Raw genomic sequence first — 26,862 nt, forward strand, 5'->3', positions numbered from 1 at the left:
GTATTAAAAAGTTAAGTTTAGGTTTACCCCAAATTGTCTTGTTGGTGGAGTTTGTGCTTGAGTACCAACTCCTACTGCATTTCCTGTAGTGAAGTTAAATTCAGGGTCTGTAGTTGTATTTTCTTTTGGTCTTAAGGTAAGTAAGTTTCTACCAAAGAAACCAATGCTCAATGCATCGATACCTGCTTTTTTAATGAAATCAGAATTGAAGTCATAGTTCAAAGAAACCTCTCTTAGTTTTAGTGTAGTTGCATCAACAACATAGTTTTCTTTTACAGTGTTGTATTCGTCCCAGAAAGCATTTCCTCCGCTTGCAGTCAAACGGTTGTTGTTTGCAACAAATCCACCATTTCCATCAGAGTAAGATGAGTTAGGGAATACGAAAGGTTGTCTTCCTGCTGAGGCGCTGTGCTCTGTTAATCCAGTAAATTCCAAGGCATCATTTAGATTGTTGTAAAATACGTGTCCTGTTCTGTAGTCAGCAACAGCATACAAGGTCCAGTTTTTATAGGTAAGCGTAGTGTTTAAGCCTACAATGTATTTAGGAGCAGTTTGCCCTTGTGTTCTGTTTTGAGAATCTTTGATTGGGTTACCGTTGTCGCCAACAATTACTCTTCCTTCAGAATCTCTCAAGTATGAACTAGTTTTGATTAAAGGATAAGGTTGTCCTACTTTTGCAACAATTTCTGCGTCAGCAAAACCTCCGATACTTACTTCTTCAACTCCGTCAAACAAAGATTTTACTTCAGATTTAATTCCAGAGTAATTTACTCCCATTTTCCAACCAAAATCAGCTGTCTTTATGATTGTTCCTTTTAAATCAAGTTCTAAACCTCTGTTTTCAATTTCACCGATGTTAGTCAAGATGCTTGAAGCTCCAGATGCTAATGAAGTGTTGATTGGAACAATTTGGTCAGTCGTGTTAGTTTGGTAAATGTTACCATTGAAAATTAATTTGTTATTGAATAATCCCATTTCAATACCGAATTCTTTTGATAAAGTAAATTCAGGGCTTAAGTTTTGATCAGGATCTCTTGCGCCCTGAGAAAGTCCAGTTGCTCCTGTGAAAGGAAATCCTGGAGGTGTGGTGAAAATGTTTTTTGTAGCGTAAGGTTGCGCGTCGTTACCACTCTTTGTAACGTTCAAAGTTGCTTTTAAGTTATCAATTCCTTTTTCGCTTTTAATTCCAGGGAATGCCTCAGATACAAGGAATGATAAACCAGCACCAGGATAAAAGAAAGATCTATTTTGAGTTGGTAAAGAAGAAGACCAATCATTTCTAGCTGTAGCTGTAAGGAATAAATACTCTTTATAGCCTAATGTTAATTCTGAATAAACACCTTGTCTTCTGAATAAAAATTTATCTTCACCTCCTTGTAATTCGCCCGATCTTGTTCCAACATTGTAAAAATCAGGAACTGATAGATTAGATCCACCAACATTTACACTTGCTGACGACGTCAATCTTGTGTTTGCACCTGCTGTTACTTTAAGGTTGAAGTCTTCGCTTAAGTTTTTGTCGAACTTTAAGATGATATCGTTGTTTAAACGCTGACCCAATCCAATTCTTGAAGCGGTACTAGCTCCATAAGGATCCATTGAAGCGTATGTGTTTGCTAATTCGAACTCGTAAGTAAATGCTCCGAATTGTCTTTTGAAATCTTCTGAAAATGAAGTGTATCCTGTATTCACAGATAATGTTAAATAGTCTGTAAATTTGTAATCAATGTTCGAAAGTACATTGAACTCAGTGTAATCGTTTTTCTCTCTTTGAGTGTCAAGAATGAAGTAAGGGTTTTCATAGAATCTGTAAAAAGATACCTCGTTTCTAGTAAATTGCCCTGTTCTCCAGTTTTTCATTTGGTCCAAAGGAATGTGTAATGGCGTATTTAATACGTTCCAGTATACTGGTCTTCCTTGTCTTCCTGCTGTTTCACTCACTTGGTTTGAGTGTGCTCTAAAGAAACTTACGTTTCCACCAACAGTTAATTTGTTGTATTTTCTGCTACCTTTTAAACGTACGTTTGTTCTGTTGTACGTGTCGTTTGGTACAGTTCCTGTTGTATTTGTTTGGTCAATAGAGAATAAAAAGTCACTATTTTCGTCACCACCTTTAAATGTGATACCGTGTCTAGCAGAAACTCCTGTGTCAAAAAAGTTACGGATATTGTTTTTTACAGGTGTAAAAGGAACTTGCCATACTGATCCGTCATCTAATGTTTCACTTGCGTCAACTAGTCTTCCGTCAAAACGAGGTCCCCAGTTTACGTTTTCCAATGGGTAAAGTGTTCCGTCAGGGAATCCACCAACTCCAAATTCGCTTTGTACTTTTGGTAAGTAAGCTACTTGCTCCAACTGTAATGAACTGTTGTAGTTGATAGAAAGTTTACCACTTCCTTTTTTAGTTGTGATGATCATAACCCCGTTTGCAGCTTCAGCACCATACAATGCAGATGCGTTAGCACCTTTCAGGATTGTTACGTTGTCAATGTCATTTGGGTTAATTCTGTCAAGTACTCCTCTTGCAGATGGGAATCCGTCAATAACGATCAATGCTTCGTTGTTACCTAACAAAGATCTGTTACCTCTAAGTACAACTCTTGTACTTGGATTTACACCATTGTTTACAACGTTAACTTGCAAACCAGAAACTTTACCAGATAATGCTGTAGCAACGTTTACGGCTCTTGTTTTAGTTAAATCTTCACTTTTGATGTTTTCTACCGCGTAAGAAAGTTCTTTCGGTTTTCTTTTGATACCCATTGCGGTAACAATTACACCTTCAAGTTCAACTGAGTCATCTTTCAGTGTAATTTTTAAATTTGTTGAACTAGCAGCTAGCTCTTGGGTTTTCATCCCAACGTAGCTAAATACTAATACTTGACTTGCACTTGCTTTGATAGTAAATTTTCCATCAAAATCAGTTTGTGTTCCAGATTTTGTTCCTTTAACCAATACGCTTACTCCTGGTATAGGTAAGCCTGCATTGTCAGAGACAACTCCTGAAACCGCTCTCTCTTGCGCAAAAGTTATCTGCGCCATTAGTGCTAATAAAAGCACTAAGATTCCATTGAACTTTAGTTTCATTTTTTAATATTTTGAATTAGTCTCGCAAAACTCTTAATAATTTCTTAACATTCCTAATAATAGTAAAACCATTTAGTGTTAAAATTTAAAATTTAACATTGTAGCTCAAGTGAATTATGCTGTTTTGAAAATTGAATTTTTCTTCTAACGTTGCTCCGTTTGCAAACGCTAGTCTTAAAAGTCCGTTTGATGTTTGAAGTCCGATCCCGAAACCAGTGCCTAGTCTTGATGTAGTGTTGTTGCTTGACAATGAGAAGGATTCGTCTTTTGCGAGGCTATAGTCTAAAATACTGTGAAAGTACAATTGAGTGTTTAGGGTGGTTCTGAATTCAGTTTGTAGCACAGTTGCCATTGATGCTTGTAGACTATTTTCGTTAAACCCTCTTAAACTGTTAAATCCGCCAAAACGGTATAATTCATTTTGTAAAATATTTTCGCTTCGTAATAAATAGCTATTTGATTGTAAAATGATATTATTTTTTTGAGATAGTGTTATGTTGTAGGTCCAGTTGATGCTTGTCGAAAATTGTTTTTGTGTTTCTGGGTTCGATGTGTTATTTAAGTCTCTCTTTCCTAGGCCGAAATTTACTGATAGTTGATTCGGTTCTGTATTGTTTGGTCGTTTAGTAGTGTCTTTGTAGTTATATCCGATAGTTAAAAAGGAGTTTGAATAGTCTTTTATAGTTGCGCTGTTTATGTTTTGGATGTCACTTGATGTTGTGGTTTGGTATCCCACTGTTATTTTTTGTTGTGATTTTATTTCATAGGTTGCAGCGATCATTGTTTTGGTATTTTGAAACGTGCTGTCTTGTCTAAATAAGTTTAACTCTGTTTTTAGACCGATTGGAGAGTTGAAAATAAATGGTAATTCAACGCTTGCGTCAAATGTTTTTTGATCTTGACCGTCGCTTTTCCAATTGATTTGAATTTTTTCGCCTCTTTTAAGTATGTTTTGTAATTCGATGTTAGCATATCCGTTGAGTTGAATTTTTTGAGCATCGTTATTTCGAAATCCGATAAAGCCATCGAAAGTGTTTGCGTTTTGTTTTTCTAGGTAGACATACACTGCAGTTGAATCGGTTGTAAGTAGTACTTCTGGGTATTTGCTGTTTTGTGCAAATCCTAATGTTTCAAATTGGTTGTATATGTTGGTTAATGTTTCTCTATTGTAGGTTTTGTTTAAATATTTCTTTTTGATTTGAGTCAAGAGATTTTTTGGTAGTTGCAGATTGTTTGCTTTTTCTACAGTGATATTCGTTAATTTTCTACTCGAGCTTTTGTAAATTTCAAGTTCAGCTTGCAGATAATTTTTCTTTCGTTCGATGTTCTTAAGTCTTATATTTGCAAGTGCATTGCCTTTTTGCTCAAAAGTTGTAAGTATGCTATTTAAAAACAAGTCTAAGTTTTCGTAGGCTAGAAGGTGTGATTTTTTAGTTTTGCTAAAAGGAGGTATTTCAAAATTAGTGGGTGCAAATATGGTGATGTATTCGATTTTATCCCCCAAATAGATAGTGCTATTGTATACACTGTCATTTATCTTCACTGCTGTTTGAACATTGCTATCTAAAAATCCTTTTTTGATTAATTGCTGGTTGATCGTGTTAACTCTTTTTTCGATGGACTGAAGGTTTGTATGTTTCTTCAGGCCGAGTAAAGAGTCTGGTAGTATTTTCTTTTCGGATGTCGCTGTTTTGAATTGTAGATAAAGTGGTTGCGCACTCATTGTGGTTGTACAAAGGAGAAAAAGCAGCAGCAATAAATTATTTTTCAATTGAGTTTGTATTTTATGATGAGCCAGAAATCTTATTTTCTCCCTTTTCGAAATCAAATTTATGACATTTTTGGTCTCAGTTAGTATGTTTTTGAATGTTAAAATAAGAAAATGATTGTCATTGTTAGTTAAAGATCTTTGACTTACAATTATTTGCTCTTAAAAATAAATTCAAATGATGTTGTAATCTCAAAAAAAATAAATACATTTGCAACCCCGTAAAAAGCGGGAATTTAATATAATAAGAAATTTTTAGTATTAATTATGCCAACAATTCAACAATTAGTAAGAACAGGAAGAACTCAGATAACTAAGAAGAGTAAATCGGTTGCTTTAGATTCTTGTCCTCAAAGAAGAGGGGTTTGTACGCGTGTTTACACTACAACACCAAAAAAACCAAACTCTGCAATGCGTAAAGTTGCGCGTGTACGTTTGACAAATGGTAATGAAGTGAATGCTTACATCCCAGGTGAAGGACACAATCTACAAGAGCACTCGATAGTATTAGTTAGGGGTGGAAGGGTAAAAGATTTACCAGGAGTTAGATATCACATCGTTCGTGGTGCACTTGATACGTCAGGAGTAGCAGGAAGAACGCAAAGAAGATCTAAGTACGGAGCAAAACGCCCAAAAGAAGCAAAAAAGTAATTTAAAGTTTGTATGTAGCAAGGCCTGATGGTTTTGCATGCGTATCTATTTTATTAAAAAAAAGACATGAGAAAAAGAGCGGCAAAGAAAAGACCACTTTTACCAGATCCAAGATTTAATGATCAACTGGTAACACGTTTCGTAAACAACTTAATGTGGGATGGAAAAAAATCGACAGCGTTTAAAGTATTTTATGATGCAATTGACATCATTGAGTCTAAAAAACAAGATGCTGAAAAATCATCACTAGAAATCTGGAAAGATGCATTAACAAATGTTATGCCTCACGTAGAGGTTCGTTCACGTAGAGTGGGTGGAGCTACATTCCAAATTCCAATGCAAATTCGTCCAGATAGAAAAATTTCTATGGCGATGAAATGGTTAATTCTTTATTCAAGAAGAAGAAACGAAAAGTCAATGGCTCAAAGATTAGCATCAGAGTGTTTAGCTGCTGCTAAAGAAGAAGGAGCTGCTGTTAAGAAAAGAATGGATACTCACAAAATGGCAGAAGCTAACAAAGCTTTCTCTCACTTTAGATTTTAATTCGTAAGAAATGGCTAGAGACTTAAAATATACAAGAAATATTGGAATTGCTGCTCACATTGATGCTGGTAAAACAACTACAACTGAGCGTATCCTTTTTTATACTGGTAAATCACACAAAATAGGTGAAGTACACGATGGTGCTGCAACTATGGACTGGATGGCTCAGGAGCAAGAAAGAGGTATTACTATTACTTCTGCTGCTACAACTTGTGAGTGGAATTTTCCAACTGAGCAAGGTAAAGTGTTGCCAGAATCTAAACCGTACCACTTTAACATTATTGATACTCCTGGTCACGTTGACTTTACCGTAGAGGTAAACCGTTCACTACGTGTATTAGATGGTTTAGTGTTTTTATTTAGTGCTGTAGATGGTGTTGAGCCACAATCAGAAACTAACTGGAGACTAGCTGATCAATACAGAGTTCCACGTATGGGATTCGTTAATAAAATGGACCGTCAAGGATCTAACTTTTTGGCAGTTTGTCAGCAAGTAAGAGACATGTTAAAATCAAATGCTGTAGCGATCACTTTGCCAATTGGTGAAGAGAATGATTTTAAAGGTGTTGTTGATTTGGTTAAAAACCAAGCTATCGTTTGGCATGATGCTACTCAAGGGGCAACTTTTGATATCATTGATATTCCAGCTGATATGGTTGACGAAGTGAAAGAGTACAGAGATATTCTTATCGAAGCAGTAGCTGATTACGATGAGAATTTACTTGACAAGTACATGGAAGATCCAGATTCTATTACAGAAGAAGAGATCAATAATGCACTTAGAGCTGCAACTATGGATATGGCTATTATCCCTATGATTGCTGGTTCTTCTTTCAAAAACAAAGGAGTTCAGTTTATGTTAGATGCAGTATGTAAATACTTGCCATCTCCAATGGATAAAGAAGGTATTTCAGGAATTCACCCTGATGATGCTGAATTATTAGAAGAAGATCAAACTCAAATCTTGCGTAAGCCAGATGTTAAAGAGCCTTTCGCTGCTTTGGCATTTAAAATTGCTACTGACCCATTCGTAGGTCGTTTAGCATTCTTCCGTGCTTACTCAGGTCGTTTAGATGCTGGTTCTTACGTATTGAATACACGTTCTGGTAACAAGGAGAGAATTTCTCGTATCTACCAAATGCACGCGAACAAACAAAACCCAATCGAATATATCGAGGCAGGTGATATTGGAGCGGCAGTTGGATTTAAAGATATCAAAACTGGAGATACATTGTGTGATGAGAAACACCCAATTATTCTTGAGTCAATGAAATTCCCTGCGCCGGTAATTGGTATCGCTATTGAGCCAAAAACTAAAGCTGACGTTGATAAAATGGGTATGGCTTTAGCTAAATTAGCTGAAGAGGATCCAACATTTACAGTGAGAACTGATGAGGCTTCGGGACAAACTATTATCTCAGGTATGGGTGAGCTTCATTTAGATATCTTGGTTGATAGAATGAAGCGTGAATTCAAGGTTGAAGTAAACCAAGGTGAGCCTCAAGTTGAATACAAAGAAGCTTTTACAAGATCAGCTCAACACAGAGAAACTTACAAAAAACAATCTGGAGGACGTGGTAAATTCGGTGATATCGTATTTAGACTAGAGCCTGCTGATGAAGTTGATGGTAAAGTACCTGTTGGATTACAGTTTGTAAATGAAGTAAAAGGTGGTAACGTTCCTAAAGAATATATTCCTTCTGTAGAAAAAGGTTTCCGTGAGGCTATGAAACAAGGTCCTTTAGCAGGATACCAAGTAGATAGTTTGAAAGTTACTTTATTAGATGGATCTTTCCACCCTGTGGATTCTGATGCGCTTTCTTTTGAATTAGCGGCAAGAATGGGTTATAGAGAAGTAGCTAAAGCTGCTGGAGCTGTAATCTTAGAGCCAATCATGAAAATGGAGGTTATTACACCAGAAGAAAACATGGGAGATATTGTGGGTGATATTAACCGTCGTAGAGGTCAAGTGAATGATATGGGTGACAGAAATGGAGCTAAAACTATCAAAGCTGATGTGCCATTATCTGAAATGTTTGGATATGTAACAACATTAAGAACATTGTCTTCAGGTCGTGCGACTTCAACAATGGAATTTTCTCACTATTCAGAAACGCCTTCTAATATTTCAGAGGCAGTAATCAAAAAAGCAAAAGGAAACGCTTAATCTTTAAGAAAATGAGTCAAAAAATCAGAATAAAATTAAAATCTTACGATCACATGTTGGTAGACAAGTCTGCTGAGAAGATTGTAAAAACAGTAAAAACTACTGGTGCTGTTGTAACTGGTCCTATTCCGTTGCCAACTCACAAAAAATTGTTTACAGTATTGCGTTCACCGCACGTAAACAAAAAAGCAAGAGAGCAGTTTGAAGTAATGTCATACAAGAGATTGATTGATATTTATTCATCTTCATCAAAAACTATTGATGCTTTAATGAAACTTGAATTGCCAAGTGGAGTAGAAGTTGAAATAAAAGTATAATTTTTTTATATTTTAATAAAAAAAGCGAAACAGAAATGTTTCGCTTTTTTTTATGTTCTTTTATTTACTTTTTGTGTTATATTTTTACTAAGTAAAATTTAGTAATCCCTTGTTATTCGGGTGTTTTCATGGTTTTTCTCAACTTTATTTTTGCTTTTTTTGACTGGCGAATACTGTTTTTGTCGCCTGATTTTTCATGGCAAAGTTTTTTGTTTTCTGTTTTTTGTTTTCTTTAATTGTGATAATGAGGGATTTAATTTTTGTAACTGTTTGGTATATTCGATTTTAATATATACTTTTGCACTCCCTGTTTGAAAGCTTCTGTTGTTTTCAAATTGAAGGGAGTTTTAGTAATTAATAATTAATATTTATGTCTGGGTTAATTGGTAGAAAAATCGGCATGACTAGTATTTTCGACGAAAACGGGAAAAACATTCCTTGTACAGTAATCGAAGCAGGTCCATGCGTTGTTACCCAAGTCAGAACCAAAGGTGTTGACGGGTATGAAGCGTTGCAACTAGGTTTCGATGACAAAAACGAGAAACATTCCACAAAAGCGGCTTTAGGTCACTTTAAAAAAGCGGGAACTGTTGCTAAGAAAAAAGTCGTTGAATTCCAAGATTTTGCAACTGAACAAAAATTAGGAGATCTTATTGATGTTTCTATTTTTGCTGAAGGAGAATTTGTAGATGTACAAGGTGTATCTAAAGGTAAAGGTTTTCAAGGGGTTGTAAAACGTCACGGTTTTGGTGGTGTTGGTCAAGCAACTCACGGTCAACACAACCGTTTAAGAGCGCCAGGTTCTGTGGGAGCTTCTTCTTATCCATCTAGAGTATTCAAAGGAATGCGTATGGCTGGTAGAATGGGAGGAGACAATGTAAAAGTTCAAAACCTTAGAGTTTTAAAAGTAGTTGCTGAGAAGAACCTACTTGTTATTAAAGGATGTGTTCCTGGTCATAACAACTCTTATGTAATCATTCAGAAGTAATGGAAGCAAAAGTATTAGATTTCAACGGAAAAGATACTGGAAGAAAAGTGCAACTTTCTGATTCAGTATTTGGTATCGAACCAAACAAACACGCTGTATACCTTGATGTGAAGCAATATCTTGCTAATCAAAGACAAGGAACGCACAAAGCTAAAGAAAGAGCTGAAGTAGCGGGAAGTACACGTAAGATTAAAAAACAAAAAGGAACTGGTACTGCTCGTGCGGGTAGTGCAAAGAATCCATTGTTTAAAGGTGGTGGAACTGTTTTTGGACCAAGACCAAGAAGTTATTCATTCAAATTGAATAAAAGCTTGAAGCGTTTGGCAAGAAAATCGGCTTTCTCACTTAAAGCTAAAGAGTCAAACATTATCGTTCTTGAAGACTTTAATTTTGAAACTCCAAACACTAAAAATTTCATTAACGTTTTGAAAGCTTTAGAGTTAGAAAATAAAAAATCATTATTTGTATTGGGTGATACCAATAAAAATGTATATTTGTCCTCACGTAATTTGAAGGGTTCAAATGTCGTAAGTAGCTTAGAATTAAGTACTTATGATATTTTAAATGCTAATAATTTAGTTCTTTTAGAGAGTTCTTTGGAGGTAATTGAAGAAAATTTAAGTAAATAATAGGACATGAGCATCATAATTAAGCCTATAGTAACGGAAAAAGTAACCAAAGAAAGTGAAGTTTTAAACCGCTTCGGATTTGTTGTGAACAGAAAAGCAAACAAAGTTGAGATTAAGAAAGCTGTTGAAGCTGCTTATGGAGTAACTGTTTTGAGTGTGAACACAATGAACGTAAGACCGGATAGAACTACAAAATACACTAAAAGTGGTTTGATCAGTGGAAAGACAAATGCAATCAAAAAAGCAATTGTTCAAGTACAAGAAGGAGAAACAATTGATTTTTACAACAATATCTAAGATAAAATGTCAGTAAGAAAATTAAAACCTATTACCCCAGGTCAGCGATTTAGAGTTGTGAATGGTTATGACGCCATTACAACTGATAAGCCGGAACGCTCTTTGATAGCGCCGATAAAAAACTCTGGAGGTAGAAATAGTCAAGGAAAGATGACCATGCGTTATACGGGTGGTGGTCACAAGCAGAGATATCGTATTATTGATTTTAAACGTGCTAAGGATGGTATTCCTGCTACGGTAAAATCAATTGAGTACGATCCAAATCGTACTGCTTTTATCGCATTGTTGGCTTACGCTGATGGTGAGAAAACATATATTATTGCACAAAACGGTTTGAAAGTTGGTCAGAAATTAGTTTCTGGTCCAGAATCTCAACCTGAAATTGGTAATACTTTGCCTTTAAGTAGAGTTCCACTAGGAACTGTTATCTCTTGCATCGAGTTACGTCCAGGTCAAGGAGCAGTAATCGCTCGTTCAGCTGGTACTTTTGCTCAGTTAATGGCAAGAGATGGAAAATATGCAACAATTAAAATGCCATCTGGAGAAACAAGATTGATCTTGTTGACTTGTTCGGCTACAATTGGAGCTGTATCGAATTCAGATCATCAATTAGTAGTATCAGGAAAAGCTGGTAGAACTAGATGGTTAGGAAGAAGACCTAGAACAAGACCTGTTGCAATGAACCCTGTCGATCACCCAATGGGTGGTGGTGAAGGACGTTCTTCTGGTGGACATCCACGTTCAAGAAATGGAATACCAGCTAAAGGTTATAGAACTCGTTCTAAGAAAAACCCGAGTAATAAGTATATCGTAGAACGTAGAAAGAAATAATAAGATATGGCACGTTCATTAAAAAAAGGACCTTTCGTTCATTATAAGTTAGATAAGAAAGTTCAGGAAAACATAGCAGGTGGAAACAAAGGAGTGGTTAAGACTTGGTCTAGAGCTTCTATGATTACTCCAGATTTTGTTGGTCAAACTATCGCAGTTCACAACGGTCGTCAATTTGTACCGGTATACGTAACTGAGAACATGGTAGGTCACAAATTAGGAGAATTTTCACCAACTAGATCTTTTAGAGGTCATGCTGGAGCAAAAAATAAAGGTAAAAAATAAGAAGCAATGGGAGTTCGTAAAAGAGAAACAGCAGATGCGAGAAAAGAGGCTAATAAGTCTATTGCTTTCGCAAAATTGAATAACTGCCCTACTTCACCTAGAAAAATGCGCTTAGTAGCGGACTTGGTAAGAGGTCAGAAGGTAGAAAGAGCACTTAACATTTTGAGATTTAGTTCTAAAGAAGCTTCAAGAAAATTAGAAAAATTATTATTATCTGCGATCAACAACTGGGAGCAAAAAAATAGTGAAGCTAGTTTAGAAGAAGCTGGATTATTTGTTAAGGAGATCCGTGTAGATGGTGGTATGATGTTGAAAAGACTTCGTCCAGCACCACAAGGAAGAGCACACAGAATAAGAAAACGTTCCAACCACGTAACAATCGTGTTAGGAGCTATCAATAACACACAAAGCAATTCTTAAGCAGCATGGGACAAAAGACAAATCCAATTGGAAATAGACTTGGTATCATCAGAGGATGGGACTCAAACTGGTATGGTGGAAATGATTACGGTGATAAATTAGCCGAAGATCACAAAATCAGAAAGTATATCCATGCTCGTTTATCAAAAGCTAGTGTATCTAAAGTAATCATCGAGAGAACTTTGAAACTTGTAACCGTTACTATCACTACTGCTAGACCTGGTATAATTATCGGAAAAGGCGGACAAGAGGTAGACAAGTTGAAAGAAGAACTTAAGAAAGTTACTGACAAAGAGGTTCAAATCAATATTTTTGAAATCAAAAGACCTGAGCTTGACGCGTATCTAGTTGCTACAAGCATCTGTCGTCAAATCGAAAGCAGAATTTCTTACAGACGTGCAATTAAAATGGCTATTGCTGCTTCTATGCGTATGAACGCTGAAGGTATCAAAGTTTTAATTTCTGGTCGTTTGAATGGTGCTGAGATGGCTCGTTCAGAAGGTTTCAAAGAAGGTAGAATTCCTCTATCAACTTTCAGAGCTGATATTGATTATGCTTTGGCAGAAGCTCATACTACTTATGGTAGAATGGGAATCAAAGTATGGATCATGAAAGGTGAAGTTTATGGAAAGAGAGATCTTTCTCCACTAGCCGGAATGGACAAAAAACAATCTGGTGCCGGTGGTAAAGGTGGTGATTCTCCAAGAGGAGATAGAAAGCCTTTCAACAAAGGTGGAAAGCCAGACGCTCGTAAACGAAAGTAATTTTTAAAGTAAAGAAAAATGTTACAGCCTAAAAGAACAAAGTACCGTAAGGTACAAAAGGGTAAAATGAAAGGGAATTCTCAAAGAGGGCACGAACTTTCAAATGGAATGTTTGGAATTAAATCTGTACATGAAGATGGAATGTTCTTAACCTCTCGTCAAATCGAGGCTGCGCGTATTGCTGCAACTCGTTACATGAAAAGAGAAGGACAATTATGGATTAAAATATTTCCAGACAAACCTATCACTAAGAAGCCTTTAGAGGTACGTATGGGTAAAGGTAAAGGAGCAGTTGAGTATTGGGCTGCTGTTGTTAAACCCGGAAGAATTATGTTTGAAGTTGGAGGAGTACCTTTGTCAGTTGCAAAAGAGGCGTTACGTCTTGCGGCTCAAAAGCTTCCAGTAAAAACTAAGTTTGTCGTAGCTAGAGATTTCGAAGCATAATCTATATTATTATGAAACAATCAGAAATAAAAAATCTTTCTGCAGCAGAGTTGCAAGAGAAGCTTAGCCAGACTAAGAAAACCTATGCTGATCTAAAAATGGCTCACGCTATTTCACCAATTGAGAATCCACTTCAAATTAGAATTGTGAGAAGAACAGTTGCAAGATTAGCTACCGAACTTACTAAAAGACAATAACTGTAGTCTGCTGAAAGATGGAAGAAAAAAGAAATTTAAGAAAAGAGAGAATTGGTGTTGTAACTTCTGACAAAATGGACAAGTCTATTGTTGTTGCTGAAGTACGTAGAGTAAAACACCCATTATACGGTAAGTTCGTGTTGAAAACTAAAAAGTATCACGCACACGACGAAATGAACGACTGCAATGTTGGAGATACAGTAAGGATTAGTGAAACACGTCCTTTGAGTAAAACAAAATGTTGGAGGTTAGTTGAAATCTTAGAAAGAGCTAAATAATTATGGTACAACAAGAATCAAGACTAAAAGTAGCAGATAACACTGGAGCAAAGGAAGTTTTAACTATCCGTGTTTTAGGAGGTACTAAAAGAAGATATGCCTCTGTTGGTGACAAAATTGTAGTTTCTATCAAAGATACTGCTCCTAACGGAAGCGTTAAAAAAGGAGCTGTTTCAACTGCAGTTGTTGTACGTACCAAAAAAGAAGTAAGAAGAGCCGATGGTTCATACATCAGATTTGATGATAACGCTTGCGTTTTATTAAATGCTGCTGGTGAAATGAGAGGTACTCGTGTTTTTGGTCCAGTAGCAAGAGAACTTCGTGAAAAACAATTCATGAAAATTGTATCATTAGCACCAGAAGTGCTTTAATTCGTTTTAAGATGATAAAGCTAAAAATTAAATCAGGTGACATCGTAAGAGTAATTGCTGGAGATCACAAAGGTGCTGAAGGTAAAGTTTTACGTGTTGACCGCGAGAAAAACAAAGCAATTGTTGAAGGTGTAAATATGGTTTCTAAACATACGAAACCAAGTGCAAAAAGCCCTCAAGGTGGTATTGTAAAGAAAGAGGCTCCAATTCAAATCTCTAATATTTCTCTTATTGATCCTAAAACTAAGGAAACAACAAGAGTAGGTGTAAGAGTTGAAGGAGATAAGAAAGTAAGATTTTCAAAAAAATCTAATCAAGTACTATAGTAATGGCGTATATACCTAGACTAAAAGAAGAATATAAGAGCAGAGTAATTGCTGCTCTTAAAGAGGAATTCGGATACGTAAACGTAATGCAGGTTCCAAAATTGGACAAAATCGTTTTAAGTAAAGGAGTTGGTGCAGCTGTATCTGATAAAAAACTTATCGACTATGCAGTTGAAGAGTTAACAAAGATCACTGGACAGAAAGCAGTTTCTACAATTTCAAAGAAAGACGTTGCGTCATTTAAATTGAGAAAAGGAATGCCAATTGGAGCAAAAGTAACTTTGCGTGGTGAAAGAATGTATGAGTTTTTAGATAGACTTATCACTTCAGCTTTACCACGAGTAAGAGACTTTAGCGGAATTAAAGCTACTGGTTTTGATGGAAGAGGTAATTATAACCTTGGAGTTTTAGAGCAAATCATTTTCCCTGAAATTGATATTGACAAAGTTAACAAGATTTCAGGAATGGATATCACTTTTGTAACTACTGCTAAAACAGATAAAGAAGCAAAGTCTCTATTAACAGAATTAGGATTACCTTTTAAAAAGAATTAAGACATGGCTAAAGAATCAATGAAAGCCCGTGAGGTGAAGAGAGAAAAAACAGTAGCAAAGTATGCTGAGAAAAGAAAAGCTTTGTTAGAAGCTGGAGATTTCGTAGGTTTGCAAAAGTTACCAAAAAACGCTTCCCCAGTTCGTTTGCACAATCGTTGTAAATTAACAGGTAGACCAAGAGGATATATGCGTCAATTCGGTATTTCACGTGTTACTTTCCGTGAGATGGCAAACAACGGATTGATTCCAGGTGTTAAAAAAGCATCTTGGTAATACGCAAGAGATTGCGTTCTGATACAGACTTGACTTTGTGTTAAGTCTGTATTATTGATATTTATAAATTGGTTTAAGGTTCAATAAATAGTTTATTGAAAACCAAGACCGCAAATTAATACATATGTATACAGATCCGATTGCTGATTATTTGACAAGAGTTCGTAATGCTGTGGCTGCAAACCACAAAGTTGTAGAAATTCCTGCATCTAATCTAAAAAAAGAAATAACTAAGATCCTTTTCGATCAAGGTTACATCTTGAGTTACAAATTTGAAGACAACGCTGTTCAGGGGTCTATCAAAATTGCTTTGAAGTATGATAAAGATACTAAGGAGTCAGTAATTAAAGATATCCAGAGAATTAGTAAACCAGGTTTACGTAAATACTCAAGTTCTGCTAATATCCCAAGAATCCTTAATGGATTAGGAATTGCAATTGTTTCAACTTCAAAAGGGTTGATGACAGGTAAGCAAGCGAAGCAGTTAAATGTGGGTGGTGAAGTAATTTGTTACGTATACTAATTTAAAGACTATAATAAGATGTCAAGAATAGGTAAAAATCCAATTGTAGTTCCTGCTGGTGTAACTGTTGAAGTTGCTAATGGCATTATTACAGTTAAAGGAAAAAATGGTCAACTAACTCAGGAGTTTTCGGACGTTACTGTTACGGTTGAAGATGGTACGGTTCAAGTGAGCAGATCATCTGATCACAAAGATCAAAGAGCAAAGCACGGTTTATACAGATCATTAATCAACAATATGATTGTTGGTGTTACTGATGGTTTTACTAAATCATTAGAATTGGTTGGAGTAGGTTACAGAGCTTCTAACCAAGGACAAAAATTAGATTTAGCATTAGGTTTTTCGCACAATATTATTTTAGAGATTGCTCCAGAGGTAACTTTAGAAACTATATCTGAAAAAGGTAAAAACCCAATTGTTAAGTTAACATCATTTGACAAACAACTTTTAGGTCAAGTAGCTGCGAAAATCAGAGGTTTCCGTAAGCCAGAGCCATATAAAGGAAAAGGTGTTAAATTTGTGGGTGAAGTATTAAGAAGAAAAGCAGGTAAATCAGCTTAAAAAATAAGATTATGTCATTAACAAAACCTGAAAGAAGACAACGTATTAGATTCAGAATTAGAAAGACAATTAGTGGTACTGCTACTAATCCAAGACTATCTGTTTTTAGAAGTAACAAAGAAATTTACGCTCAATTAATTGATGATGTGAATGGAGTTACTTTATTGGCAGCTTCTTCAAGAGAAAAAGAAATAGGTAACGGTACGAACATTGAAGTGGCTACTGCAGTTGGAAAACTAGTTGCAGAAAAAGCTTTAAAGGCTGGTATAGAAGTAGTAACTTTCGATAGAGGAGGATACTTGTACCACGGTCGTATTAAATCATTAGCAGAAGGCGCAAGAGCGGCTGGACTTAAATTCTAATATAGTATGTCTAATAGTAAATACAAGAATGTAGAGTTAGTAAAACCAACTGGTCTTGAATTAAAAGATCGTTTGGTAAGTGTAAATCGTGTTACTAAAGTTACAAAAGGTGGTAGAGCATTTGGTTTTTCTGCGATTGTAGTTGTAGGTGATGAAAACGGAGTAGTTGGACACGGATTAGGAAAATCTAAAGATGTTTCTGAAGCAATTGCGAAAGCAGTAGAAGATGCAAAGAAAAACTTAGTGAAAATTCCTTTGAACGGTCAATCTGTTCCTCACGAACAAAAAGGTAAATTTGGTGGTGCACGTGTATTTTTAATTCCTGCCTCTCATGGTACTGGAGTTATTGCTGGTGGAGCTGTTCGTTCAGTTTTAGAGTCAGTAGGTATTCATGATGTATTATCAAAATCTCAAGGATCTTCAAATCCTCACAACGTAGTTAAGGCGACTTTTGATGCTTTATTACAAATGAGAAGTGCTTACACTGTTGCAAAACAAAGAGGCGTTTCTTTAGAAAAAGTTTTTAAAGGTTAATTCAAGGAAATTATGGCTAAATTATTAGTAAAACAAGTTAGAAGCAAAATCAACTGTCCGCTTTCTCAAAAAAGAGGATTAGAAGCTTTAGGTCTACGTAAGATGGGACAAGTTGTAGAGCATGATTCAAACCCTACAATCCTTGGGATGATAAATAAAGTTAAACACTTAGTTTCTGTTGAAGAAACTAAATAACAAATACTGTTATGAATTTAAGTAACTTACAACCTGCTGAAGGTTCTACACATAATCAAAATAAGAGATTAGGTAGAGGAGAAGGTTCTGGAAAAGGTGGTACTTCTGCAAGAGGTCACAAAGGAGCAAAATCTCGTTCTGGTTATTCTAAAAAGATTGGTTTTGAAGGAGGGCAAATGCCACTTCAAAGACGTGTACCTAAGTTTGGTTTTACAAACATCAATCGTAAGAACTACGAAGGTGTAAATCTTGATACACTACAACTTTTAGTTGATAATGGTGTTATTACAGATACTGTTGATATGACAGTTTACGTTGCTAACCGTTTGGCTACTAAAAATGAAATCGTTAAGATTTTAGGTAGAGGTGAATTGAAAGCAAAATTAAAAGTAACCGCTCACAAATTTACTGCTACTGCAAAAGCTGCTATTGAAGCTGCTGGTGGAGAAGCTGTAACAATGTAATTTTTCAATTAGTATGAAGAAATTTATTGAATCAATAAGTAATGTTTGGAAGATTGAAGAACTAAAGAATAGAATCTTGATGACAATCGGATTACTCTTAGTTTATCGTTTTGGAGCACAAGTTACCCTACCAGGTATTGATGCTTCAGAGTTAGCTAATTTAGCTGGGCAAACTAAAGAAGGAATTGGTTCAATTCTTGATATGTTTACAGGAGGCGCATTTTCCCAAGCATCAGTTTTTGCTTTGGGAATTATGCCTTATATTTCTGCATCTATTGTGGTTCAGTTGATGGGAATTGCTATTCCTTATTTACAAAAACTTCAAAGTGATGGAGAGAGCGGTAGAAAAAAGATCAATCAAATCACACGTTGGTTAACTATTGGTATTACGCTTGTTCAAGGTCCTACTTACATTTATAATTTGTATAGAACTTTGCCAGCTAAAGCCTTCTTATTAGGGTTCAACTCTTTTGAATTTTTATTCTCTTCAGTTGTAATTTTAGTTACAGGTACCATTTTTGCAATGTGGTTAGGAGAAAAAATTACTGATAAAGGTATTGGTAACGGAATCTCTCTATTGATTATGGTTGGTATTTTGGCTCGTTTGCCACAGGCATTCATTCAAGAGTTTACTACAAGGGTAACCAATAATAATGGTGGTCCAATGCTTTTAGTAATCGAAATTATTGTTTGGTTGTTAGTTATCATATCATGTGTCCTTTTAGTTATGGCTGTGAGAAAGATCCCTGTTCAGTACGCTCGTCGTACAACTTCTGGTGATTTTGAACAGGACATGCTTAACGGAAATAGACAATGGATTCCATTGAAGCTTAATGCATCTGGTGTAATGCCAATTATATTTGCACAAGCTATTATGTTTATTCCTGCTGCACTTGCAGGTTTGTCTAAATCTGATGCCTCACAATCTATTGTTGGTGCTTTTAGTAACATGTTTGGATTTTGGTATAATTTAGTTTTTGCAACATTGATTATTGTATTCACTTTCTTTTATACTGCCATTACGGTTCCTACAAACAAGATGTCAGATGATTTGAAGCGTAGCGGTGGTTTTATTCCAGGTGTTAGACCAGGTGTTGAAACTTCTGATTACCTAGACAAGGTGATGTCCTTAATAACTTTTCCAGGTTCTTTATTTCTTGCCTTAATCGCTGTGTTCCCGGCAATTGTTGTAAGTGTTATGGATGTTCAGCAATCTTGGGCAATGTTTTTTGGAGGTACTTCATTAATAATTATGGTTGGAGTAGCTATTGACACAATGCAGCAAATCAATTCATATTTGTTGAATAAGCATTATGATGGTTTAATGAAAAGTGGTAAAAATAGAAAAGCGGTAGCTTAATCTTATGGCAAAACAATCAGCAATAGAACAAGACGGATCAATCATCGAAGCATTATCTAATGCGATGTTCCGTGTAGAATTAGAGAATGGGCATATTGTAATTGCGCACATTTCAGGAAAAATGCGAATGCATTATATTAAATTGCTTCCGGGTGATAAAGTAAAACTAGAAATGAGCCCTTATGATTTGTCTAAAGCAAGAATTACTTATAGATATTAAAGGATATTCAAAATGAAAGTTAGAGCTTCAGTAAAAAAGAGAAGTCCCGAGTGCAAAATTGTGCGAAGAAAAGGGAGATTGTACGTAATAAACAAAAAGAATCCTAGATTTAAACAAAGACAAGGATAATTATGGCAAGAATAGCAGGGGTAGATATCCCAAAAAATAAGAGAGGTGTTATTGCACTAACCTACATCTTCGGATTAGGTAGAAGTAGAGCTGTTGAGATTTTAGATAAAGCTCAAGTAAGCCAAGATAAAAAAGTTCAAGATTGGAATGATGACGAGATCGGAGCAATTCGTGAAGCGGTATCAGCTTTTAAGATTGAAGGAGAATTACGTTCTGAGGTTTCTTTAAACATCAAACGTTTAATGGATATTGGATGTTACAGAGGTATTCGTCATAGAACTGGTCTTCCGTTAAGAGGACAAAGAACTAAAAACAACTCTAGAACAAGAAAAGGTAAAAGAAAAACTGTTGCTAACAAGAAAAAAGCAACTAAATAATAAGTAATATGGCTAAAGCAACTGCAAAAAAACGTAAAGTTATCGTTGAATCAACGGGAGAAGCTCATATTTCTGCTACCTTCAATAACATCATCATTTCTTTGACTAATAAAAAAGGTGAAGTTATTTCTTGGTCATCAGCTGGTAAAATGGGCTTTAGAGGTTCTAAAAAGAACACTCCATACGCAGCTCAAATGGCAGCAGAAGACTGTAGTAAAGTAGCTCTTGAAGCTGGACTTAAAAAAGTGAAAGTATATGTTAAAGGACCAGGAAACGGACGTGAGTCTGCTATCCGTTCTTTGCACAATGGTGGAATTGAAGTGACTGAAATCATTGATGTTACTCCAATGCCTCACAACGGATGTCGTCCTCCAAAAAGACGTAGAGTATAATACTCAAAACTAAAGTAAATAGTATAACCTAGATTGAATATAAGATTATCGAAGGATCAGACCTGAATTCATAATCTCAATCTTAAACAATTTAAAATGGCAAGATATACTGGTCCTAGCACAAGAATCGCTCGTAAATTTGGCGAGGCAATTTTCGGAGACGATAAAGCTTTCGAAAAAAGAAATTATCCACCTGGACAACACGGGATGGCTAAAAAAAGAGGTAAAAAATCTGAATATGCTGTTCAATTAATGGAAAAGCAAAAAGCTAAATATTCTTATGGAATTTTAGAAAAACAATTCAGAAATTTATTCGAAAAAGCGTCAGCTACTAAAGGTGTTACTGGTGAAGTTCTTTTACAATTGTGTGAGTCTAGATTAGACAACGTTGTATACAGAATGGGTATCGCTCCATCTAGAAGAGGTGCTCGTCAAATCGTTTCTCACCGTCACATCACGGTGAATGGTGAAAATGTAAATATTCCTTCTTACCACTTGAAACCAGGTGACGTAGTTGGTGTTCGTGAAAAATCTAAATCTATAGAGGCTATCGAACGTTCTTTATCTAATTCAAGTCATGTTTATGAGTGGATTACTTGGAACAATGAAACTAAATCTGGAACTTTTGTTACTGTACCAGCTAGACTTCAAATTCCAGAAAACATTAAAGAACAATTAATCGTAGAGTTGTACAACAAATAATAATTGACTTAGTCGAAATTTATGGCAATATTTAATTTTCAGAAGCCCGATAAAGTTATCATGATCGATTCAACCGATTTTGAAGGTAAATTTGAATTTAGACCTTTAGAACCTGGTTACGGATTGACTGTTGGTAATGCACTTAGAAGAGTTTTGCTTTCTGCATTAGAAGGTTATGCAATTACATCTGTCCGCATAGAAGGTGTAGATCATGAGTTTTCTACTATTTCAGGAGTTGTTGAAGATGTTACCGAAATTATCTTAAATCTAAAGCAAGTACGTTTCAAACGTCAAATTGAGGATATAGATAATGAATCAGTTACAATTTCTGTTTCAGGTAAAGATCAGTTAACAGCTGGTGATTTTCAAAAATTTATTTCAGGTTTCCAAGTTCTTAATCCAGAGCTTGTAATCTGTAATTTAGATAGCAAGATCAAACTTAATTTCGATTTAACTATTGAAAAAGGTAGAGGATACGTTCCTGCCGAAGAGAATAAAAAACAGAATGCTGCAATTGGAACGATTTTTACTGATTCTATCTTTACACCAGTAAAGAATGTAAAATACGCTATTGAAAACTTCCGTGTAGAGCAAAAAACAGATTATGAAAAATTAGTTTTTGAAATTAAAACTGATGGTTCAATCAATCCAAAAGATGCTTTAACTGAGGCTGCAAAAGTTTTAATTCACCATTTCATGTTATTCTCGGATGAAAGAATTACACTCGAGGCCGACGAAATTGCACAAACAGAATCGTATGATGAAGAATCATTACACATGAGACAATTGCTTAAAACTAAGCTTGTTGATATGGATCTTTCTGTAAGAGCATTAAATTGCTTGAAAGCGGCTGAAGTTGATACACTTGGTGATTTAGTATCGTTCAATAAAAATGATCTAATGAAATTCCGTAATTTTGGTAAAAAATCTTTAACGGAACTAGATGAACTAGTTGCAATTAAGAATTTGAACTTCGGTATGGATTTAGCTAAATACAAACTAGATAAAGAATAAATTACTTCATATTTTGATCTCCAAAGCGGATAGTATCAAGATGAAAGTATAAAAAAACACGTCATGAGACACGGAAAAAAATTCAATCACTTAAGCAGACAGACTGCACATAGAAAATCTATGTTAGCAAATATGGCTTGTTCTCTTATCGAGCACAAACGTATTAATACTACTGTTGCTAAAGCAAAAGCGCTTAAACAATTTGTTGAGCCTTTAATTACAAAGTCAAAATCTGATACTACACACAACCGTCGTATTGTTTTTGCTTACTTACGTAGCAAGTATGCTGTAACTGATTTGTTCAGAGATGTAGCAGCAAAAGTAGGAGACCGTCCAGGGGGATACACTCGTATCATTAAGGTTGGAAATCGTTTAGGGGATAACGCTGATATGGCAATGATCGAACTAGTTGACTTCAATGAACTTTACAATGGTGGTAAAAAAGAAGTTAAAAAAGCTAAAAGCCGTCGTGGTGGTAAAGCTAAAAAAGCGGATGAAGCTACAGAAGCTCCAGTTGCTGAGACTGAAACAACTACTGATTCTGCTGAGTAATTATGAGAATAATTGTTCAATAAAAATCAAGGATAAGCTACTCGTAGTTTATCCTTTTTTTTTACCATTTTGTGAACAAATCTTTATCCTTTTAAAATCAAAGGTTTATTAGTTGGGCTCTAAAACTTGTTAGGAGTCGCGCTAAAATTTATCATATTTAAATTCATAAACTACTAATGAAATACACAACACAACAAAAAGCTATACTTCTACTAAGTGACGGAACTATTTTTCATGGAAAATCTATCGGGATTTCAGGGAAAACCTTCGGAGAGGTTTGTTTTAATACGGGAATGACTGGTTATCAAGAAATTTTTACCGATCCTTCGTATTTTGGGCAAATAATGGTAGCTACTAATGCACATATCGGTAACTATGGGGTTAATGAAGCAGAGGTTGAATCTGATGGAATCAAAATTGCTGGGCTGGTATGTAAAAACTTCAGTTTTAATTACTCGAGAGTAGATGCTGAAGGTAGTTTAGAAGATTATTTTATCAAGCACAATTTGATTTCGATTTCTGATGTGGATACTAGAGCGCTTGTAAGTTACATCCGTGATAACGGTGCTATGAATGCTGTTATTTGTACTGACGGTACTTCTGTGGAAGAGTTGAAAGCTGAATTAGCAGCTGTTCCTGATATGAAAGGACTAGAACTGGCATCGAAGGTATCAACTAAGGAACCTTATTTTTATGGAGATGAAAACGCTACGTATAAAGTTTCAGCTTTAGATTTAGGAATCAAAACCAACATTTTGCGCAACTTAGCAAAAAGAGACTGTTACATAAAAGTTTTTCCTTTTGATTCCTCTTACGAAGAACTAGCTGCTTTTGAGCCAAATGGGTATTTCTTATCTAATGGGCCTGGTGATCCTGAGCCTTTGGATGGTGCCATTGCTGTTGCAAAAGCCATTATCGCTGATAACAAACCATTGTTCGGTATATGTTTGGGACATCAAATTATAGGTTTAGCCAATGGAGTTTCAACTTATAAAATGTTCAACGGTCATCGTGGTATCAATCATCCGGTACAAAATTTAGTTACTGGAAAAGGTGAGATTACTTCGCAGAATCATGGTTTTGCTGTTAGTAAGGAGGAATTGGATGCCAATGAGGCTCTCGAAATTACACATTTACACCTAAATGATGGTACCGTTGCAGGAATGCGTATGAAAGATAAAAACTGTTTTTCTGTTCAATACCATCCTGAGGCTAGTCCGGGACCACATGATTCATCGTATCTTTTTGATCAATTTATTCAAAATATGCAATAATCATTATGTATTTGATTTATGGAATTGGTCTATCTTTCAGTTAGGCCTTTTTTTTGCTTTCGTGATTATTTTCACTTTCGAAAAAAATAGGTTCTTAAAAATTAGTAAATGCATTATTTCTCAAATATTTATATCGTTTTCGTTAATAACATTCATTTTTTTCATTCCATCGTTTCGAAAGATAGAATATATTTGTATTTTAAATTTTAAAAATTTTAGTATATGAGTATTATAATCAAAATTCACGCAAGACAAATTTTTGACTCAAGAGGAAATCCTACTATTGAAGTAGATGTAATTACAGATAATGGTGTTTTAGGTAGAGCAGCAGTTCCATCAGGAGCTTCAACCGGAGAGCATGAAGCTGTAGAATTACGCGATGGTGGAAAAGCATTTTTAGGAAAAGGAGTTTTGAATGCTGTGAAAAATGTAAATACCGTAATTGCTGAAGAGTTGGTTGGTGTTTCTGTTTTTGAACAAAATCACATTGATCAATTAATGATTGATTTAGATGGTACTCCAAACAAATCTAATTTAGGCGCAAATGCTATTTTAGGAGTTTCTTTAGCTGTTGCAAAAGCGGCTGCTAATGAATTAGGATTGCCTTTGTATAGATACGTAGGTGGTGTTTCTGCAAACACATTGCCTGTTCCAATGATGAATATTATCAATGGTGGTTCGCACTCTGATGCTCCGATTGCTTTTCAAGAATTTATGATTTTCCCTGTAAAGGCAACTTCATTTTCGCAATCCATGCAAATGGGTACTGAAATTTTTCACAGTTTGAAAAAAGTACTTCACGATAGAGGTTTGTCTACAGCAGTAGGTGATGAAGGTGGTTTTGCTCCAAACTTAGCTGGTGGTACTGAAGATGCTTTAGATACTATTAAATTAGCAGTTGAAAAAGCAGGTTATTCTTTTGGAGATGAAATCATGATTGCATTAGACTGTGCTGCGGCAGAGTTTTATGTAGATGGTAAATATGATTATTCTAAATTTGAAGGAGAAACTGGAAAAATTAGAACATCTGCTGAGCAAGTAGATTATTTGGCTGATTTAGCAACAAAATATCCAATCATTTCTATTGAAGATGGAATGGATGAAAATGACTGGGAAGGTTGGAAATTGTTAACAGACAAAATTGGAGATAAAGTTCAATTAGTTGGGGATGATTTATTTGTTACTAACGTAGAGCGCTTATCAACAGGAATTGAAAAAGGTATTGCAAATTCAATCTTGATTAAAGTAAATCAAATTGGTACTTTAACAGAGACAATTGCGGCAGTAAATATGGCTAAAAATGCAGGTTATACATCTGTAATGTCACATCGTTCTGGTGAAACAGAAGACAATACCATTGCTGACCTTGCAGTAGCATTGAATTGCGGACAAATTAAAACAGGTTCTGCATCTCGTTCTGATCGTATGGCAAAATACAATCAACTATTGCGTATCGAAGAAGAACTAGGAAATTCTGCCTATTTCCCTGGTAAAAACGCTTTCAAAATAAAGTAATTCTTACCTGTTTCTTTTAAAAAGCCATTCGCTCCTAGTGAATGGCTTTTTTTTATTTTATTTAACAATTTCATTATGGGATTCTCTTTTTATTTAGTGTGTAATTCCCTAAATTTGAGAAATTATTATTTAAAAAAGTTTATTTTCAATTATATTATGTCAAAGATAGCAACATTAGAGATTGATGGAAAAAAAATTGAGTTACCTGTAATTGTAGGTAGTGAAAATGAAGTGGCCATCGATGTGAACAAATTACGTGATTTAACAGGTGTAATCACACTCGATCCAGGTTATAAAAACTCAGGCTCTTGCAAGAGTGATATTACCTTTTTGGATGGTGAGTTAGGAATACTTCGTTATAGAGGATATGCTATTGAAGATTTGGCTGAAAAAGCAGATTTCTTAGAAGTATCTTACCTATTAATTTTTGGAGAACTTCCAACTGCCGATCAATTAGCGCATTTTGAAAATGATATTCGCAAATACACGCTTGTAAATGAGGAAATGAAAAACATCATTGATGGATTTCCTAAAACGGCTCACCCAATGGGTGTTTTAGCTGCTTTAACGAGTGCATTAACGGCGTTCAACCCTAAATCGGTTAACGTTGAAAACGAAAAAGAAATGTATGAGGCAGTTTGTAAAACAATGGGTAAATTCCTTGTTATTGCTACTTGGACATATAGAAAGAGTATGGGTTATCCGTTGAATTATTACGATAATACAAAAGGATACGTTGAAAACTTTATGCGTTTGATGTTTGAATTACCAACAGGTCCTTACTCAGCAAATCCTGTAGTGATTGATGCATTAGATAAATTATTTATTTTGCATGGTGACCACGAGCAAAACTGTTCTACATCTACAGTACGTATGGTAGGTTCGTCACACGCTGGTTTGTTTGCTTCTATCTCTGCAGGCGTTTCAGCACTTTGGGGGCCATTACACGGAGGAGCTAATCAAGCTGTTTTAGAAATGCTTGAAGAAATTCACAAAAACGGTGGAGATGCGGATAAGTATATGGCTAAAGCCAAAGATAAAAATGATCCTTTCCGTTTGATGGGCTTCGGACATAGAGTGTACAAAAACTTTGACCCACGTGCTAAAATCATTAAAAAAGCGGCTAACGAAGTATTAGCGACCCTTGGAGTAGAGGATCCTATTTTGGCAATAGCCAAAAAATTAGAAGAAGCAGCTCTTGAAGATGAGTACTTCAAATCAAGAAACTTATATCCTAATGTTGATTTCTATTCAGGAATTATCTATAGAGCATTAGGTATTCCTACTGACATGTTTACTGTTATGTTTGCAATTGGTCGTTTGCCAGGTTGGATCGCACAATGGAAAGAAATGCGCGAAAATAAAGAACCGATTGGGCGTCCAAGACAAGTGTATACTGGTCATCCATTGAGAGAATTTGTTGCAACAGATAAAAGATAAAATCAGTTTAAAAAGCTTCACTAATTGGTGAAGCTTTTTTTATATTTGCCAAAAGCTA

The 26,862-nt window shown here is 35.4% G+C and carries 37 protein-coding genes; 35 read left to right on the plus strand and 2 right to left on the minus strand.

What is annotated here, in order from left to right; genetic code table 11:
• Positions 1–3: 3 nt before the first annotated feature.
• Both G9Q29_RS12975 and G9Q29_RS12980 read right to left on the minus strand, forming a co-directional pair.
• On the minus strand, positions 4–3,087 hold the full coding sequence (locus G9Q29_RS12975; protein ID WP_166138140.1) for a SusC/RagA family TonB-linked outer membrane protein: 3,084 nt from the start codon (positions 3,085–3,087) through the stop codon (positions 4–6).
• A gap of 85 nt (positions 3,088–3,172) precedes the next feature.
• Positions 3,173–4,858 carry a BamA/TamA family outer membrane protein gene (locus tag G9Q29_RS12980; protein ID WP_166138143.1) on the minus strand — a complete coding sequence of 562 codons (1,686 nt, stop codon included), beginning with the start codon at positions 4,856–4,858 and terminating at the stop codon, positions 3,173–3,175.
• A gap of 264 nt (positions 4,859–5,122) precedes the next feature.
• On the opposite strand from G9Q29_RS12980, the gene rpsL reads away from it, so the two are divergent.
• The 35 genes from rpsL to G9Q29_RS13155 all read left to right on the plus strand — a co-directional run bounded on the left by rpsL (position 5,123) and on the right by G9Q29_RS13155 (position 26,804).
• Positions 5,123–5,506 (plus strand): 30S ribosomal protein S12, encoded by a 384-nt coding sequence (rpsL, locus tag G9Q29_RS12985; RefSeq protein WP_007136570.1) that lies wholly within the window; start codon positions 5,123–5,125, stop codon positions 5,504–5,506.
• Between the two features lie 66 nt (positions 5,507–5,572).
• Entirely contained in the window at positions 5,573–6,049 is a 477-nt protein-coding gene (rpsG, locus tag G9Q29_RS12990; protein WP_166138146.1) for a 30S ribosomal protein S7, read from the plus strand.
• Between the two features lie 10 nt (positions 6,050–6,059).
• Positions 6,060–8,216, plus strand: coding sequence for an elongation factor G (fusA, locus tag G9Q29_RS12995; RefSeq protein WP_166138149.1), 2,157 nt, complete (start codon positions 6,060–6,062; stop codon positions 8,214–8,216).
• 11 nt (positions 8,217–8,227) lie between these two features.
• A complete protein-coding gene (rpsJ, locus tag G9Q29_RS13000) occupies positions 8,228–8,533 on the plus strand; it encodes a 30S ribosomal protein S10 (protein ID WP_007803605.1) in 306 nt (101 codons plus the stop codon).
• Between the two features lie 370 nt (positions 8,534–8,903).
• Positions 8,904–9,521, plus strand: a complete 618-nt coding sequence (rplC, locus tag G9Q29_RS13005; protein ID WP_072945403.1) for a 50S ribosomal protein L3 — start codon at positions 8,904–8,906, stop codon at positions 9,519–9,521.
• Entirely contained in the window at positions 9,521–10,150 is a 630-nt protein-coding gene (gene rplD / locus G9Q29_RS13010; protein ID WP_166138152.1) for a 50S ribosomal protein L4, read from the plus strand. The genes rplC and rplD overlap by 1 nt, the downstream gene beginning before the upstream one ends.
• Before the next feature lie 6 nt (positions 10,151–10,156).
• Positions 10,157–10,447 (plus strand): 50S ribosomal protein L23, encoded by a 291-nt coding sequence (gene rplW, locus G9Q29_RS13015; protein WP_166138155.1) that lies wholly within the window; start codon positions 10,157–10,159, stop codon positions 10,445–10,447.
• Between the two features lie 6 nt (positions 10,448–10,453).
• The gene (gene rplB, locus G9Q29_RS13020) at positions 10,454–11,278 is read left to right on the plus strand and encodes a 50S ribosomal protein L2 (protein ID WP_166138158.1); all 825 of its coding nucleotides are present in this window, start codon (positions 10,454–10,456) and stop codon (positions 11,276–11,278) included.
• Between the two features lie 6 nt (positions 11,279–11,284).
• Positions 11,285–11,563 carry a 30S ribosomal protein S19 gene (gene rpsS, locus G9Q29_RS13025; protein WP_007136562.1) on the plus strand — a complete coding sequence of 93 codons (279 nt, stop codon included), beginning with the start codon at positions 11,285–11,287 and terminating at the stop codon, positions 11,561–11,563.
• 6 nt (positions 11,564–11,569) lie between these two features.
• The gene (gene rplV, locus G9Q29_RS13030) at positions 11,570–11,983 is read left to right on the plus strand and encodes a 50S ribosomal protein L22 (RefSeq protein WP_024981512.1); all 414 of its coding nucleotides are present in this window, start codon (positions 11,570–11,572) and stop codon (positions 11,981–11,983) included.
• A gap of 5 nt (positions 11,984–11,988) precedes the next feature.
• Complete coding sequence (gene rpsC / locus G9Q29_RS13035) at positions 11,989–12,747, plus strand: 30S ribosomal protein S3 (protein ID WP_121337683.1); 759 nt, start codon at positions 11,989–11,991, stop codon at positions 12,745–12,747.
• Between the two features lie 18 nt (positions 12,748–12,765).
• Complete coding sequence (gene rplP / locus G9Q29_RS13040; RefSeq protein WP_017495016.1) at positions 12,766–13,191, plus strand: 50S ribosomal protein L16; 426 nt, start codon at positions 12,766–12,768, stop codon at positions 13,189–13,191.
• Positions 13,192–13,202: 11 nt separating this feature from the next.
• Positions 13,203–13,388 (plus strand): 50S ribosomal protein L29, encoded by a 186-nt coding sequence (gene rpmC, locus G9Q29_RS13045; RefSeq protein ID WP_166138161.1) that lies wholly within the window; start codon positions 13,203–13,205, stop codon positions 13,386–13,388.
• Positions 13,389–13,405: 17 nt separating this feature from the next.
• Positions 13,406–13,666 carry a 30S ribosomal protein S17 gene (rpsQ, locus tag G9Q29_RS13050; RefSeq protein ID WP_166138164.1) on the plus strand — a complete coding sequence of 87 codons (261 nt, stop codon included), beginning with the start codon at positions 13,406–13,408 and terminating at the stop codon, positions 13,664–13,666.
• Between the two features lie 2 nt (positions 13,667–13,668).
• Positions 13,669–14,037 (plus strand): 50S ribosomal protein L14, encoded by a 369-nt coding sequence (gene rplN / locus G9Q29_RS13055; protein WP_026717863.1) that lies wholly within the window; start codon positions 13,669–13,671, stop codon positions 14,035–14,037.
• Positions 14,038–14,048: 11 nt separating this feature from the next.
• Positions 14,049–14,363, plus strand: coding sequence for a 50S ribosomal protein L24 (rplX, locus tag G9Q29_RS13060; RefSeq protein ID WP_166138168.1), 315 nt, complete (start codon positions 14,049–14,051; stop codon positions 14,361–14,363).
• Positions 14,364–14,365: 2 nt separating this feature from the next.
• Positions 14,366–14,917, plus strand: a complete 552-nt coding sequence (gene rplE / locus G9Q29_RS13065) for a 50S ribosomal protein L5 (RefSeq protein WP_166138172.1) — start codon at positions 14,366–14,368, stop codon at positions 14,915–14,917.
• A gap of 3 nt (positions 14,918–14,920) precedes the next feature.
• Positions 14,921–15,190: a 30S ribosomal protein S14 gene (gene rpsN, locus G9Q29_RS13070; protein WP_026707007.1), complete on the plus strand. Its 270-nt coding sequence runs from the start codon at positions 14,921–14,923 to the stop codon at positions 15,188–15,190.
• A 124-nt stretch (positions 15,191–15,314) separates the two neighbouring features.
• Positions 15,315–15,713, plus strand: coding sequence for a 30S ribosomal protein S8 (rpsH, locus tag G9Q29_RS13075; RefSeq protein WP_086452756.1), 399 nt, complete (start codon positions 15,315–15,317; stop codon positions 15,711–15,713).
• Positions 15,714–15,731: 18 nt separating this feature from the next.
• Positions 15,732–16,274 (plus strand): 50S ribosomal protein L6, encoded by a 543-nt coding sequence (gene rplF, locus G9Q29_RS13080; protein ID WP_166138175.1) that lies wholly within the window; start codon positions 15,732–15,734, stop codon positions 16,272–16,274.
• 11 nt (positions 16,275–16,285) lie between these two features.
• The gene (gene rplR, locus G9Q29_RS13085) at positions 16,286–16,636 is read left to right on the plus strand and encodes a 50S ribosomal protein L18 (RefSeq protein WP_121925772.1); all 351 of its coding nucleotides are present in this window, start codon (positions 16,286–16,288) and stop codon (positions 16,634–16,636) included.
• 6 nt (positions 16,637–16,642) lie between these two features.
• On the plus strand, positions 16,643–17,170 hold the full coding sequence (gene rpsE, locus G9Q29_RS13090) for a 30S ribosomal protein S5 (RefSeq protein WP_166138177.1): 528 nt from the start codon (positions 16,643–16,645) through the stop codon (positions 17,168–17,170).
• A gap of 12 nt (positions 17,171–17,182) precedes the next feature.
• Positions 17,183–17,365, plus strand: a complete 183-nt coding sequence (gene rpmD, locus G9Q29_RS13095; RefSeq protein ID WP_166138180.1) for a 50S ribosomal protein L30 — start codon at positions 17,183–17,185, stop codon at positions 17,363–17,365.
• 11 nt (positions 17,366–17,376) lie between these two features.
• Positions 17,377–17,829 carry a 50S ribosomal protein L15 gene (rplO, locus tag G9Q29_RS13100; protein WP_166138183.1) on the plus strand — a complete coding sequence of 151 codons (453 nt, stop codon included), beginning with the start codon at positions 17,377–17,379 and terminating at the stop codon, positions 17,827–17,829.
• A gap of 13 nt (positions 17,830–17,842) precedes the next feature.
• Positions 17,843–19,189, plus strand: a complete 1,347-nt coding sequence (gene secY, locus G9Q29_RS13105) for a preprotein translocase subunit SecY (RefSeq protein ID WP_166138186.1) — start codon at positions 17,843–17,845, stop codon at positions 19,187–19,189.
• Between the two features lie 4 nt (positions 19,190–19,193).
• Entirely contained in the window at positions 19,194–19,409 is a 216-nt protein-coding gene (infA, locus tag G9Q29_RS13110; protein ID WP_007136545.1) for a translation initiation factor IF-1, read from the plus strand.
• A 12-nt stretch (positions 19,410–19,421) separates the two neighbouring features.
• Positions 19,422–19,538, plus strand: coding sequence for a type B 50S ribosomal protein L36 (ykgO, locus tag G9Q29_RS13115; RefSeq protein ID WP_008992256.1), 117 nt, complete (start codon positions 19,422–19,424; stop codon positions 19,536–19,538).
• 2 nt (positions 19,539–19,540) lie between these two features.
• Complete coding sequence (rpsM, locus tag G9Q29_RS13120; RefSeq protein ID WP_166138189.1) at positions 19,541–19,915, plus strand: 30S ribosomal protein S13; 375 nt, start codon at positions 19,541–19,543, stop codon at positions 19,913–19,915.
• Positions 19,916–19,923: 8 nt separating this feature from the next.
• Positions 19,924–20,307, plus strand: a complete 384-nt coding sequence (rpsK, locus tag G9Q29_RS13125) for a 30S ribosomal protein S11 (protein WP_024981527.1) — start codon at positions 19,924–19,926, stop codon at positions 20,305–20,307.
• A gap of 96 nt (positions 20,308–20,403) precedes the next feature.
• Positions 20,404–21,009: a 30S ribosomal protein S4 gene (rpsD, locus tag G9Q29_RS13130; RefSeq protein WP_166138191.1), complete on the plus strand. Its 606-nt coding sequence runs from the start codon at positions 20,404–20,406 to the stop codon at positions 21,007–21,009.
• Between the two features lie 21 nt (positions 21,010–21,030).
• A complete protein-coding gene (locus G9Q29_RS13135) occupies positions 21,031–22,023 on the plus strand; it encodes a DNA-directed RNA polymerase subunit alpha (RefSeq protein ID WP_035668087.1) in 993 nt (330 codons plus the stop codon).
• A gap of 63 nt (positions 22,024–22,086) precedes the next feature.
• Positions 22,087–22,575, plus strand: coding sequence for a 50S ribosomal protein L17 (gene rplQ, locus G9Q29_RS13140; RefSeq protein WP_166138194.1), 489 nt, complete (start codon positions 22,087–22,089; stop codon positions 22,573–22,575).
• Between the two features lie 176 nt (positions 22,576–22,751).
• Positions 22,752–23,849, plus strand: a complete 1,098-nt coding sequence (gene carA, locus G9Q29_RS13145; RefSeq protein WP_166138197.1) for a glutamine-hydrolyzing carbamoyl-phosphate synthase small subunit — start codon at positions 22,752–22,754, stop codon at positions 23,847–23,849.
• A gap of 222 nt (positions 23,850–24,071) precedes the next feature.
• Positions 24,072–25,364 carry a phosphopyruvate hydratase gene (eno, locus tag G9Q29_RS13150; protein WP_166138200.1) on the plus strand — a complete coding sequence of 431 codons (1,293 nt, stop codon included), beginning with the start codon at positions 24,072–24,074 and terminating at the stop codon, positions 25,362–25,364.
• Between the two features lie 156 nt (positions 25,365–25,520).
• Positions 25,521–26,804, plus strand: a complete 1,284-nt coding sequence (locus G9Q29_RS13155; RefSeq protein ID WP_166138203.1) for a citrate synthase — start codon at positions 25,521–25,523, stop codon at positions 26,802–26,804.
• Positions 26,805–26,862: the final 58 nt, after the last annotated feature.

The sequence above is a fragment of the Flavobacterium turcicum genome (assembly GCF_011365745.1).
In the GTDB taxonomy this organism is placed as follows: domain Bacteria; phylum Bacteroidota; class Bacteroidia; order Flavobacteriales; family Flavobacteriaceae; genus Flavobacterium; species Flavobacterium turcicum.